We start from the raw sequence: 12,541 nt of genomic DNA on the forward strand, positions 1-12,541 counted from the left end.
GCATGGTGTCAGTCCTTCTAAGCAAAGAGGTTGCAAGCAACGCGGTCTTTCTGTGGAACCCGGACCAGTGTGGGAGCGGGCTTGCTCGCGAAGACGGTGCATCAGTCAACATTGATGTCGACTGACACTCCGCTTTCGCGAGCAAGCCCGCTCCCACATTGACCCTTTTCCGTCAGTGGGAGCCGAGTCAGCCGTTAAAGATCAGCCAGCGTCGACACCAGAATCGCCTTGATGGTGTGCATGCGGTTTTCCGCTTGCTCGAAGGCGATGCAGGCCGGCGACTCGAACACGTCATCGGTCACTTCGATGCCGTTGCTCAGGTGCGGGTACTGCTCGGCAATCTGCTTGCCGACCTTGGTATCACAGTTGTGGAACGCCGGCAGGCAGTGCATGAACTTGGTGCGCGGGTTGCCGGTGGCTTTCATCAGTTCGGCGTTGACCTGATACGGCAGCAGTTGCTGGATGCGTTCGGCCCAGGCTTCAACCGGTTCGCCCATCGACACCCAGACATCGGTGTGGATGAAGTCGACGCCCTTGACCGCCGCTTTCGGGTCTTCGGTGAGGGTGATGCGCGCGCCGCTTTCTTCACCGTACTGTTTGCAGCGGGCGACCAGGTCGTCCGCCGGCCACAGGGCTTTGGGTGCGCAGATGCGCACGTCCATGCCGAGCTTGGCGCCGATCAGCAACAGCGAGTTGCCCATGTTGTTGCGCGCGTCGCCGAGGTAGGCGTAGCTGATTTCGTGGATCGGTTTGTCGGCGTGTTCACGCATGGTCAGCACGTCGGCGATCATTTGTGTCGGGTGATACTCGTCGGTCAGGCCGTTGAACACCGGTACGCCGGCGAACTTGGCCAGCTCCTCGACGATTTCCTGCTTGAAGCCACGGTACTCGATGGCGTCGTACATGCGCCCGAGCACGCGGGCGGTGTCCTTCATGCTTTCCTTGTGGCCGATCTGCGAGGAGTTCGGGTCGATGTAGGTGACGTTGGCGCCCTGGTCATAGGCGGCGACTTCAAACGCGCAGCGGGTGCGGGTCGAGGTTTTTTCGAAGATCAGCGCGATGTTGTTGCCCTTGAGATGCTGCTGTTCGGTGCCGGTGTACTTGGCACGCTTGAGGTCGCGGGACAGGTCGAGCAGGTAGCGCAATTCGCGAGGGGTGTGGTGTTCCAGGCTCAGCAGATTGCGGTTATGGATGTTGAACGCCATTTTGGATCTCCTAAGGTGTCGGTTATCCCCTTGGCCCGAACTCGGTAAGTGCGGGCCAAGGTAATAGGTTAGTAGTCGATCGGATCGCGGATGATCGGGCAGGTCATGCAGTGGCCGCCGCCCCGTCCCCGGCCGAGTTCGCCGGCGCTGATGGTGATGACCTCCACCCCGGCCTTGCGCATCAGGGTATTGGTGTAGGTATTGCGGTCGTAGCCGATGACCACGCCCGGCTCCACGGCCACCACGTTGTTGCCGTCGTCCCATTGCTCGCGTTCGGCGGCGAAGCTGTTGCCGCCGGTTTCCACCACGCGCAACGCTTTGAGGTTGAGGGCCTGGGCCACGGTGTCGAGGAAGTTGGTTTCTTCGCGTCGGATGTCGATGCCGCCTGCCTTGCTTTCATCGGGACGCAGGGTGAAGGCGACAATCTGGTTCACCACTTCCGGGAAAATGGTGACGAGGTCGCGATCGCAGAAGCTGAACACGGTGTCCAGGTGCATCGCCGCGCGGGATTTTGGCAGGCCGGCGACAATCACTTTCTCGACGGCCTTGTTCTTGAACAGGTTCACGGCCAATTGGGCAATGGCCTGGCGCGAGGAGCGTTCGCCCATGCCGATCAACACCACGCCGTTACCGATCGGCATCACATCACCGCCCTCAAGGGTGGCGTTGCCGTGGTCCTTGTCCGGGTCGCCGTACCAGATCTGGAAGTCGGCATTGGTGAACTCGGGGTGGAATTTGTAGATGGCGGTGGTCAGCAGGGTCTCCTGGCGGCGCGCCGGCCAGTACATCGGGTTGAGGGTGACGCCACCATAGATCCAGCAGGTGGTATCGCGGGTGAACTGGGTGTTGGGCAGCGGCGGCAGAATGAAGCTGGAGTGGCCGAGGAAGTCGCGGAACATCTCGATGGCCTTGCCGCCGAAACTGGTCGGTAAGTCGTCGCCCGATACGCCGCCGATCAGGAACTCGGCGATGTGACGTGGCTCCAGGCTGCGCAGCCACGACACGGTTTCGTTGATCAGGCCCAGACCCACCGAGTTGGCGGTGATCTTGCGCTCCAGAATCCAGTCCAGGGCTTCGGGGATGGCGACGATGTCGGTCAGCAGGTTGTGCATTTCCAGCACATCGACGTTACGTTCGCGCATCTTGGTGACGAAGTCGAAGTGGTCGCGCTTGGCCTGGGCCACCCACAGCACATCATCGAACAGCAGTTCATCGCAGTTGTTCGGGGTCAGCCGCTGATGGGCAAGGCCTGGGGAGCAAACCATGACTTTGCGCAGTTTGCCGGCTTCGGAATGGACGCCGTACTTAACTTTTTCCGTGGTCATTACAGTGATCCTCCAGATGACAAAACAATTGCATTACAGGGTCAGGAAGCCGTCGTAGAGACCGTAGGCCGCCACCACGGCGCCGACGACCACCGCAGCGAAAATCAGCTTCTCGACGTTGGTGAAAACCGGTTTGTCGATTTCCAGCTTGGCCTTGGCGAACAGGATCACGCCGGGGGCGTAGAGCAGGGCGGACAACAGCAGGTATTTGGTGCCGCCGGCGTACAGCAGCCAGACCGCGTAGACCAGGGCCACGGCGCCGATGATGAGATCTTTCTGCCGACCGCCTGAGGCGCCCTCGTAGGTTTCGCCCCGCACGGCCAGCAGCAGTGCGTAGGCCGCCGACCACAGGTACGGCACCAGGATCATCGAGGTGGCGAGGTAGATCAGCGACAGGTAAGTGCTGGCCGAGAACAAGGTGATGATCAGGAAGATCTGCACCATGGCGTTGGTCAGCCACAGGGCATTGACCGGTACATGGTTGGCGTTTTCCTTGCGCAGGAACGCCGGCATGGTGTGGTCCTTGGCAGCGGCGAACATGATCTCCGCACACAGCAGCACCCACGACAGCAACGCCCCCAACAGCGAGATGATCAGGCCGACGCTGATCAGCACTGCGCCCCAGTGGCCGACCACATGCTCCAGCACCGCCGCCATCGACGGGTTCTGCAGTTTGGCCAGTTCCGGCTGGGTCATGATCCCCAGCGACAGCACGTTCACCAGGACCAAAAACAACAGCACGGTGACAAAGCCGATCACGGTGGCTTTACCCACGTCGCTGCGTTTTTCCGCCCGGGCTGAAAAGATGCTCGCGCCTTCGATGCCGATGAACACCCACACGGTGACCAGCATCATCTTGCGCACCTGGTCCATCACACTGCCCAGGTCCGGGTTTTTCAGGCCCCAGATGTCGGCGGTGAAGATGTCCAGTTTGAAGGCGAACAACGCGATCAACATGAACAGCACCAGCGGCACGATCTTGGCGACGGTGGTCACCAGGTTGATGAACGCGGCTTCCTTGATGCCTCGCAGTACGAGGAAATGCACGGCCCAGAGCAGCACCGAGGCACCGATCACGGCGGCAGGGGTATTCCCCTCCCCGAATATCGGAAAGAAGTAGCCGAGCGTGCTGAACAACAGGACGAAGTAGCCGACGTTGCCCAGCCAGGCACTGATCCAGTATCCCCAGGCGGACGAGAAGCCCATGTAGTCGCCAAAACCGGCCTTGGCGTAGGCGTAGACCCCGCCGTCCAGGTCGGGTTTGCGATTGGCCAGGGTCTGGAACACGAACGCCAGGGTGAGCATGCCGACGGCGGTGATTGCCCAACCGATCAGAATGGCACCGACATCGGCACTGGCGGCCATGTTTTGCGGCAAGGAAAAGATCCCGCCACCAATCATCGAACCGACGACTAATGCAACCAGTGCGCCGAGTTTGAGTTTTCCGGGAGCTTCAGACATTGCATGACTCCAATGCAGGAGAAGAGAGGCAACAGACTAATTCCGTTGGCTATCCAATCAGCTGACTTGGATCACTAAATGAAAGCGTTCCCAGTTTCGTGGCGGAGTGCTATCACTTGCAAGGCGGCTGCTTGTAATGCTTGATCTAGAGCCTTTCTGTGAATAATTTCAGTACTTTTGTACTTTGTTTCGAATTATGACGCTAGTTGGTTTTTCAGAATTCGCCAATCTTCCTCACGGGTTTTTTGTACGAAATGGATGTATTGGCAAAACGTATACAACAAATGATTATATCGGCGCCTCTAATAGCCGTTTTGTGCAAGTAAAGAGACATATATTGGCGTTATCCAATAAACGTTATTACGCTTCAACAGTTTAGTTGACGCCCGATATGTGACGATCTCGCGGCAGTTGTCGCCCCCTGGAAAAATGGAGATGCAACGATGTCGCAATCACCGAACAAGCTTCGCCTGAGCGCATTGATCGCCCTGGTGGTGGGTTCGATGATCGGCGGCGGGATCTTTTCCCTGCCGCAAAACATGGCGGCCAGGGCCGATGCCGGGGCGATCCTGATCGGTTGGGCGATCACCGCCGTCGGCATGCTGACCCTGGCGTTCGTGTTCCAGACCCTGGCCAATCGCAAGCCGGAGCTGGAGTCCGGGGTGTATGCCTATGCCAAGGCCGGGTTCGGCGACTACATGGGCTTCTCGTCCGCCTGGGGATACTGGATCAGTGCCTGGCTGGGCAACGTCGGCTATTTCGTGCTGCTGTTCAGCACCCTTGGTTATTTCGTTCCGGTCTTTGGCGAAGGCAACACGCCGATCGCCATCGCCTGCGCTTCGGTGCTGCTCTGGACCGTGCATTTTGTGGTGATGCGCGGGATCAAGGAGGCGGCGTTCATCAACCAGGTGACCACCGTGGCCAAGATCGTGCCGTTGATCATGTTCATCGTGATTGCCGCCGTGGCGTTCCAGGCGGATATCTTTACCCTCGATATCTGGGGGCGTAACAACCCGGAATTCGGCAGTGTGATGGATCAGGTTCGGCACATGATGCTGGTCACCGTGTTCGTGTTCATCGGTATCGAGGGGGCCAGTGTCTATTCGGCCCGGGCGGAGAAACGCTCCGACGTGGGCCGGGCGACGGTGATCGGGTTCATTGGGGTATTGGCACTGCTGGTGCTGGTGAACGTGTTGTCGCTGGGGATCATGACCCAGCCGGAACTGGCGAAACTGCAGAACCCCTCGTTGGCGGCGGTGCTTGAGCATATCGTCGGCCCCTGGGGGGCATTGCTGATCAGCGTCGGCCTGGCGATCTCGTTGTTGGGTGCGTTGCTGTCCTGGGCGCTGCTGTGCGCCGAAATCCTGTTCGCCACGGCGAAAGACAAGACCATGCCGGCATTCCTGACCAGGGAAAACGCCAACCGTGTGCCGGTCAATGCAATGTGGCTGACCAACTCGATGATCCAGTTGTTCCTGCTGATCACGCTGTTTTCCGCCGGCACCTACACCAGTCTGATTTACCTGGCGTCATCGATGATTCTGGTGCCGTACCTGTGGTCGGCGGCCTATGCGGTGTTGTTGTGCGTGCGCGGGGAAACCTACCAGCAGGCAAGCGCCGAGCGCAGTAAGGATTTGCTGGTTGGCGTCATCGCCTTGAGTTACGCGGTGTGGTTGCTGTACGCCGGCGGCTTGAAATATTTGCTGCTGTCGGCGTTGTTGTATGCGCCGGGTGTGATCCTGTTTGCCAAGGCGCGTCATGAACAGGGCATGCCATTGTTCACGACGCTCGAGAAAGGCATTTTCACCGCGGTCATCGGCGGCGCCGGGCTGGCGGCTTATGGGCTGTATAGCGGGTTGCTGAGTCTGTGAAGCTGTTGCTGGCGTATCAGCCACCCTATGACTGGCCGGCCATGCTGGGATTTTTGTCGGCTCGGGCGATTGCGGGACTGGAAACGGTTGCCGACGGCGTCTACTCGCGCAGCATCGATCTGAAGGGGATGCACGGCAGCTTTTCTATCCGGCCTGCCACGTCTGACGCCCTTGAGCTGAGGCTGGACTTTCCCGACCCGAGCGCCGTGCCCGACATCGTCGCAAGCGTGCGGCGGATGTTCGATCTCGATGCCGACCTCGCCACCATCCATCGGCATTTAGCGGGTGATCCGCTGATGGCCCGGTTGATTGCCGAGCGTCCCGGACTGCGTGTGCCGGGGGCGTGGGACGGGCTGGAACTGGCGATCCGCGCGGTGCTGGGGCAGCAGATTACGGTGGTGGCGGCGATTCGCCTGGCGGGGAAACTGGTGGCGCAATATGGCGTGCCACTGGGTAAGCCGTTAGCGGGTTTGAGTCATGTGTTCCCCACGGCGCAGGTGCTGGCGCAGGCCGATCTGGCTGCGTTGGGCATGCCGCAAAGCCGAGGCCGGACCTTGTCGGGTGTGGCTCAGGCATTGCTCGATGACCCGCGATTGTTCGAGCCCGGTCGGGAGGGGGGCGTAGCGCGGTTACTGGCGTTGCACGGGATTGGTGACTGGACGGCGCAATACATTGCGTTGCGCCAGTTGCGGGAGATGGATGGTTTTCCCAATGGCGATGTGGGGCTGGTCAATGCGTTGGCGGCCCTGGAGGGTGGGCCGGTGACGGCGAAGCAACTGTTGGCGCGGGCTGAAGGGTGGCGGCCCTATCGCGGGTATGCGGCGCAGCTTCTTTGGACTTCGTTGAGTCGGGCGGACTGAGTTGATCCGGAATTTGTATCGATAGTCCTGACGCCTTCGCGAGCAAGCCCGCTCCCACAGGTGATCGCAATAATATGTGGGAGCGGGCTTGCTCGCGAAGGCGATCTGACGGTCACCACCACTGCGCGGGATGTGAACCCAGTTCTGTTGCCGGCAGCGCCCATTGCAACGGCGTCTCCGTGATCTTCAGCGGCACCTGCAACCGATGCGCCGGCCCCCAGGGTGTCTGCTCCACGATCATCCCCTGATCCTGCACATCTTCCGCGCGCAACGACTCATCCGGGCCGGCCCCCTGCTCGATCAACAACTTCGCGGTGCGCGCCAACGACAATCGCGCCGAGCCGCCAGTACCGCCGCTCAACCGTTGCGCCAACAACCTGATCGCACTGGCCGCCATCAAATACCCGGTGGCGTGATCGAGTGCCTGCACCGGCAATGGCGTCGGTTTGTTTGCCGACTTCCAGCGCATGCCCGCTTCGGCGATGCCACTGCTCATCTGTACCAGGCTGTCGAAGCCCCGGCGATTTTGCCAGGGGCCACTCCAGCCATAGGCGTTGAGGCAAACATCAATCAGGCCGGGGTTCAGTTGTCGGCGTTGATTCGTGTCCAAGCCAAGTCGCTCCAACGCATCGGCACGATAGCCGTGGAGCAGGATGTCGGCGTCCTTGAGCAGGGATTCGAATACGCCGCGGTCGGACTTGTCGTTCAGATCAAGACGCGCGCAACGTTTTCCCAATGTGACCTCCGGCACCACCCCCGGCTCGTTCCAGGTCGGCGGATCGATGCGCAGGACATCGGCGCCCAGGCCTGCCAGAAAGCGGCTGGCGATGGGGCCTGCCAGTACCCGGGTCAAGTCCAGCACCTTGATGCCGGCCAGTGGTCGAGTCACTGAACCTGTCCACGGTTTGTGACTCTGGCTTGGGTGGTTGGCGAACAGAACCAAGGGTTCGGCATTGACCGCCTGGCCTTGAGGATGGACCTGCCATTGATCCCAGGTGCGCATTTCGGCGGCACAACCACCGGCATCGACCACCGCCTGTTCCAGCTCGCTTTTCGCCCATTGCGCCACTTTGCCGGCCATTGCGGTACGGTCGGCACAGGCACCGAGCACGCGTTCGGCAGCGGCGCGGTGATGGGGCGCATTGGTGTGCAGGCGAATCCAGCCGTCGCGGGTGGCGTAGTCACCGGCGACCGGGTCCCACAGCGGTGGAACGCTCCAGCCGACCGGGCGAATCGAGGTCGCGAACCAGAAGGACGCCAGTCGTCGGTCAACCTCAAGGTCGGGCCGGCGTCCGGTCTGTTGGAGCAGCAGTTCGCTGGCGGCCTGGCCGGCGGCGGCGATGCTCGCGCAAGCCAGTTCGGTGACGGCAAATGCCGAGGGCAGGGCGCCGGTAGATGTGAATGGAATCGGGGTGTGAGGCAAACCGAGTGCGGCTTGAATGGACGTGAGCAGATCAGTCATCGAAGGCCCTCCGGAGCGAGAGCCAGATCTTAGATCAAATCAGGTGACAAGCCAGATGAAACCTGTGGGAGCGGGCTTGCTCGCGAATACGATCCATCATTCAACGATGATGGTGACTGATACACCGCATTCGCGAGCAAGCCCGCTCCCACAGTTTCCGGTGGTGCTACTTACACCCGAAACTGATCCATCAACTTCATCTGGTGTGTGGTCAGGGTGTTGAGCTGGCTGCTGATCTGCGCCGACTCGGTGGCCTGGCCGGTCAGGGTTTCGGTGACGGTGCGGATCGCCGAGACATTGCGGTTGACCTCTTCGGCGACGGCGCTTTGCTGCTCGGCAGCGCTGGCGATTTGCAGGTTCATGTCGCTGATCACGGTGACCGCGTCGCTGATTTTGCTCAGGGCCTGGACCGCCTGCTGGATCTGCCCGGCGTTGCTGTGGGCCTGGGTCTGGCTCGAGTGCATGGTGGCGACCACGCCACGGGTACCGGACTGGATGCGTTCGATCACCAGGCGAATTTCCTCCACCGAATCCTGGGTGCGTTTGGCCAGGTTGCGCACTTCATCGGCGACCACCGCAAAGCCGCGACCGCTTTCGCCGGCACGGGCCGCTTCAATCGCCGCGTTGAGGGCCAGCAGGTTGGTTTGTTCGGCGATGCTGCGGATCACTTCCAGCACCGAGCCGATCTGTTCGCTGTTCACCGCCAAGGCTTCGACTTCGGTCACGGCCTTGCTGACTTCGTCGGCCAGTTGATTGATGTCGCGGGTGCTGCGCTCGATGATTGACATGCCGTCGCGCGCCGACTGATCGGCACCCTTGGCGGCGTTGGCCGCGTTCGAGGCACTGTTGGCGACATCGTGGGCCGTGGCGCTCATCTCGTTGGACGCGGTGGCGACCTGGTCGATTTCGCGGAACTGCACCTGCATGCCTTCACTGGTCTGGCGGGCGATTTCCGAAGACTGGTCGGCCGTGCCACGGGCATCGGTGATGCTTTGCTTGATCTGCGCGATGGTCGGTTGCAGCTTGTCGAGGAAGCGGTTGAACCAGCTCACCAGTTCGCCCAGTTCGTCCTGCTTGCTGTAGTGCAGGCGCTGGGTCAGGTCACCGTCGCCACTGGCAATCGCCTTGAGCATTTGCGCCACGCTGTTGATCGGTCGGGTCACCCCGGACGCGGTGAGCCACATCAGCAGCAGGCCGATCACACCGGCAATCACCGCCACCGACAAGGCCTTGATCGTGCCGCTTTGCTGGGCATCGTCGAGTACCGCTTGCAGCTTCACCGAGTCGGCCAGCAGCACTTGTCTGGGCAAGTCGATCACCACGGCCCAGGCCTTGGCATCGGCAATCGGGCTGACCGGGTACACCGCACGGATCAGGTCGCCTTGCTGGAGAATCTTCGGTGCACCGCTGCCAAGCAGTTGCAGGATGTCCTTGCCGTCGGCACCCAGGGTGTCGCCGATGCTTTTGCCGACCTTACCGGCATCGACACTGTAGGCGGCCAGCACGCCAGTACCGGAAACGATGAGCATGTGCCCTGCACTGTTGAACAGGTCGCGCTGAGAGTCGACCGCCGCCGCTTGCAGGGCGTCGAGGGCGATGTCGATACCGACCACACCGATGGACTTACCGTCCACCAGTAGCGGTATGGAAATGGTGGTCATCAACACCTCCTTGCCGCCGACAGTATCGGCGTAGGGGTCGAGCAGGCAGATGCGCTTGCTGTCCCGAGGGCAGGTGTACCAGACGTTGTACGGCGTGCCGCTGAGGTTCAGGGTGGTTTTGGTCATGTCCTCTTCGACCATGATCGTGTTCAGCGACTCACCCCCGGCACGGCTCCAGTAGGTGGCGAAACGACCGGCCTCGTTGGATTGACGGGCGGCGTCGTTGACGAACTCGCTGTCCTTGCCATCCAGGCCGTTGGGTTCGAATGCCAGCCAGATGCCCAGCACCTTGCCGTTGCGTTCGAAGGCGGTTTTCAGGCTCTGGTTCAACTCTTCACGCAAGGCGCCGGGCTCAAGGGAACGCTTGGCGGCCAGGTTGCGCATGTCCTGGATCTGGTCCGCCAGGGCGCTCACCACTGTCAGGGTTTCGCCGAACGTCTTCTGCACCCGCACCGCCTGCTCGGCGGCCTTGGCCTGCAGCAGGTCCTGCACACTGGCGGTGAGCATTCTGCTGCTGGAATCATTGACCAGGTCATCGTTCTGATTGGTCTGGTAGATGTTCATGCCCACTATCAGGGCGACTACCCCCAGCAGGCACAGACCGGACAGCAGGACGATTTTCAGGCGGATGGACAGTGAGTCGAACATAGGGCGAACTCGCGAATGGATGAAGTGTTGGCTGTGAGCCGTTGCGGCTCACTCGCTAAATCCATTTAGCGCCGATCAATGCACATCGGCGTGAAGGCCAGGTTACATGAATGGGCTACCGACGAACGGTAGTGGTTGAACGTTTGCGCAGAAAAATGTGCCGAAAACGGGGGTAAAAAGAGGAAAAAACGCGGGGTGAATTCAGGAGGGTTGCGGCAGCGATTCCGGCCGTGACCCGATCCACAGGTTGCCCAGCCCCATCCCGGCAATCGCCAGGTAGATCGGCCAGTCGTGTTCGAGCGTCAACAGCATCAGACCGGCACATAACTGAAGCTTTACGCGCGCCCCTGCAAATAGCTCGCGTAATCGGGAATCCGATGGGGATGCGCCTGATCCATCAACGGGCTGCTGAGCAGGTAGTCAGCGCTGCATTCGTTGCACGCCACCGGGATGTTCCACACGGCCGCGACCCGCAGCAATGCCTTGATATCCGGGTCGTGGGGTTGTGGCTCGAACGGGTCCCAGAAAAACACCAGCATGTCGACCCGCTGCTCGGCGATTTGCGCACCGAGCTGTTGATCGCCACCCAGCGGACCACTGATCATGCTCTCCACGGGCAGGTCGAGGCGTTGTTGCAACAACAACCCCGTGGTGCCGGTTGCAACCAGATCATGCCGGGCCAGCTTGCCTTTCTGCCGTTCGGCCCAGTCGAGCAAGAACGCCTTGCAGTGGTCATGGGCAACCAGGGCGATACGCTTGCGCGCCGCCATGGTCTTTTGCGTAAAGCTGATGCCGATCATGGATTGTTGCTCCAGACATGACACGCAACTTGTAGGAGCGAGCCTGCTCGCGATGGACTGTAGAACCCCGCGGGGGCATCAGGTTCCCCGCGTTATCGTTAACGACCATCGCGAGCAAGCTCGCTCCTACAAAGAAGGGGGGCGTGCTGCTTATTCTGCGTTGCACAGCGCCAGGCAGTTATCGAGCATGCGGTTGGAGAAGCCCCATTCGTTGTCGTACCAGGCCAACACCTTGAGCAGCTTGCCGCTGGACTTGGTGTGGTTGGCGTCGAAGATCGACGACAGGGGGTTGTGGTTGAAGTCGCTGGAGACCAGCGGCAGGGTGTTGTACCCAAGGATTTTCGAGTGCTGGCTGGCCTCTTTCATCAACGCATTGACCTCATCGGCCGACGCTTCACGCTTGAGCTGCACGGTCAGGTCCACCAGCGACACATTGATCACCGGGACGCGCACCGACATGCCGGTCAATTTGCCCGCCAGTTCCGGCAGCACCAGGCCCACCGCTTCAGCAGCACCGGTCTTGCTCGGAATCATGTTCTGGGTGGCCGAACGGGCGCGGTACGGATCGACGTGATAGACGTCGGTCAGGTGCTGGTCGTTGGTATAGGCGTGGATGGTGGTCATCAAGCCGCTTTCGATGCCCAGCTCGCGGTGCAGCACCTGGGCCACCGGGGCCAGGCAGTTGGTGGTGCACGATGCATTGGAGATGATCTGGTGCGATTGGCGCAGAATGTCGTGGTTGACCCCGTAAACGACGGTGGCATCGGCGCCTTTGGCCGGGGCCGAGATAATCACTTTGCGCGCGCCGGCCGTAATATGCGCGGCGGCTTTGGCCCGGTCGGTGAACAGGCCGGTGCATTCGAACACCACATCAATCTTTTCCGCAGCCCAGGGCAGATCGGCCGGGTTGCGGATGGCACTGACCGAAATGCGGTCGCCATTGACCGTCAGGCTCTCCTGGTCGTGCTGGACATCGGCATCGAACGTGCCGTGAACGGTGTCGTACTTGAGTAGATGAGCATTGATCGCGCTGTCGCCCAGGTCGTTGATGGCGACGATCTGCAGATCCTGACGGTAGCCCTGGGTATAGAGTGCGCGCAGGACATTACGGCCGATGCGGCCAAAACCATTGATTGCGATTCGAAGAGTCATAGTGCGGCGCTACCGTCGTTTTGTTGTTGGAATTACAAGATTATTCGCAAAAAAATAGAAAACAAGCCTTTTTGATGGCAATATTTTGTTCAATCT

9 protein-coding genes and 2 pseudogenes are annotated in these 12,541 nt (G+C 60.6%); 2 read left to right on the top strand and 9 right to left on the bottom strand.

The annotated features are described in order from the left end of the window. Positions 1–194 precede the first annotated feature (194 nt). The 3 genes from AC3WN7_RS23650 to arcD (AC3WN7_RS23660) all read right to left on the bottom strand — a co-directional run bounded on the left by AC3WN7_RS23650 (position 195) and on the right by arcD (AC3WN7_RS23660) (position 3,991). Complete coding sequence (locus AC3WN7_RS23650; protein ID WP_007974406.1) at positions 195–1,205, bottom strand: ornithine carbamoyltransferase; 1,011 nt, start codon at positions 1,203–1,205, stop codon at positions 195–197. Positions 1,206–1,273: 68 nt separating this feature from the next. After that, positions 1,274–2,530 (bottom strand): arginine deiminase, encoded by a 1,257-nt coding sequence (arcA, locus tag AC3WN7_RS23655; protein WP_102675760.1) that lies wholly within the window; start codon positions 2,528–2,530, stop codon positions 1,274–1,276. Between the two features lie 33 nt (positions 2,531–2,563). Continuing rightward, a complete protein-coding gene (gene arcD, locus AC3WN7_RS23660) occupies positions 2,564–3,991 on the bottom strand; it encodes an arginine-ornithine antiporter (protein ID WP_095967946.1) in 1,428 nt (475 codons plus the stop codon). Between the two features lie 443 nt (positions 3,992–4,434). Between arcD (AC3WN7_RS23660) and arcD (AC3WN7_RS23665) the strand changes: the two genes are divergently transcribed. Both arcD (AC3WN7_RS23665) and AC3WN7_RS23670 read left to right on the top strand, forming a co-directional pair. Next, entirely contained in the window at positions 4,435–5,862 is a 1,428-nt protein-coding gene (gene arcD / locus AC3WN7_RS23665; RefSeq protein ID WP_095967945.1) for an arginine-ornithine antiporter, read from the top strand. Further along, the gene (locus tag AC3WN7_RS23670) at positions 5,859–6,722 is read left to right on the top strand and encodes a DNA-3-methyladenine glycosylase family protein (RefSeq protein ID WP_102675761.1); all 864 of its coding nucleotides are present in this window, start codon (positions 5,859–5,861) and stop codon (positions 6,720–6,722) included. The genes arcD (AC3WN7_RS23665) and AC3WN7_RS23670 overlap by 4 nt, the downstream gene beginning before the upstream one ends. Before the next feature lie 112 nt (positions 6,723–6,834). Here AC3WN7_RS23670 and AC3WN7_RS23675 read toward each other — a convergent pair whose 3' ends face one another. The 6 genes and pseudogenes from AC3WN7_RS23675 to gap form a co-directional block, all read right to left on the bottom strand. Beyond that, complete coding sequence (locus tag AC3WN7_RS23675) at positions 6,835–8,184, bottom strand: CoA transferase (RefSeq protein WP_102675762.1); 1,350 nt, start codon at positions 8,182–8,184, stop codon at positions 6,835–6,837. A 170-nt stretch (positions 8,185–8,354) separates the two neighbouring features. After that, positions 8,355–9,110 carry a methyl-accepting chemotaxis protein gene (locus tag AC3WN7_RS23680; RefSeq protein WP_376739137.1) on the bottom strand — a complete coding sequence of 252 codons (756 nt, stop codon included), beginning with the start codon at positions 9,108–9,110 and terminating at the stop codon, positions 8,355–8,357. 102 nt (positions 9,111–9,212) lie between these two features. Continuing rightward, positions 9,213–10,493, bottom strand: a pseudogene (locus AC3WN7_RS23685) (methyl-accepting chemotaxis protein); the annotation flags it as partial. Positions 10,494–10,694: 201 nt separating this feature from the next. Further along, positions 10,695–10,832, bottom strand: a pseudogene (locus AC3WN7_RS23690) (DUF454 domain-containing protein); the annotation flags it as partial. Then, positions 10,829–11,293, bottom strand: a complete 465-nt coding sequence (locus tag AC3WN7_RS23695) for a methylglyoxal synthase (protein ID WP_095967941.1) — start codon at positions 11,291–11,293, stop codon at positions 10,829–10,831. The pseudogene AC3WN7_RS23690 and the gene AC3WN7_RS23695, both read right to left, overlap by 4 nt. Positions 11,294–11,443: 150 nt before the next feature. After that, positions 11,444–12,445, bottom strand: a complete 1,002-nt coding sequence (gene gap, locus AC3WN7_RS23700; RefSeq protein ID WP_007974423.1) for a type I glyceraldehyde-3-phosphate dehydrogenase — start codon at positions 12,443–12,445, stop codon at positions 11,444–11,446. Positions 12,446–12,541 lie beyond the last annotated feature (96 nt).

This window comes from Pseudomonas sp. FW305-70, from assembly GCF_058783925.1.

Excerpts from the sequence above, each read along its gene's own strand:
- gap (WP_007974423.1), bottom strand. The coding sequence starts at position 12,445 with ATGACTCTTCGAATCGCAATCAATGGTTTTGGCCGCATCGGCCGTAAT.
- arcD (WP_095967945.1), top strand. The coding sequence starts at position 4,435 with ATGTCGCAATCACCGAACAAGCTTCGCCTGAGCGCATTGATCGCCCTG.
- AC3WN7_RS23675 (WP_102675762.1), bottom strand. The coding sequence starts at position 8,184 with ATGACTGATCTGCTCACGTCCATTCAAGCCGCACTCGGTTTGCCTCAC.
- arcA (WP_102675760.1), bottom strand. The coding sequence starts at position 2,530 with ATGACCACGGAAAAAGTTAAGTACGGCGTCCATTCCGAAGCCGGCAAA.
- AC3WN7_RS23680 (WP_376739137.1), bottom strand. The coding sequence starts at position 9,110 with ATGCAGGTGCAGTTCCGCGAAATCGACCAGGTCGCCACCGCGTCCAAC.
- AC3WN7_RS23650 (WP_007974406.1), bottom strand. The coding sequence starts at position 1,205 with ATGGCGTTCAACATCCATAACCGCAATCTGCTGAGCCTGGAACACCAC.
- AC3WN7_RS23695 (WP_095967941.1), bottom strand. The coding sequence starts at position 11,293 with ATGATCGGCATCAGCTTTACGCAAAAGACCATGGCGGCGCGCAAGCGT.
- arcD (WP_095967946.1), bottom strand. The coding sequence starts at position 3,991 with ATGTCTGAAGCTCCCGGAAAACTCAAACTCGGCGCACTGGTTGCATTA.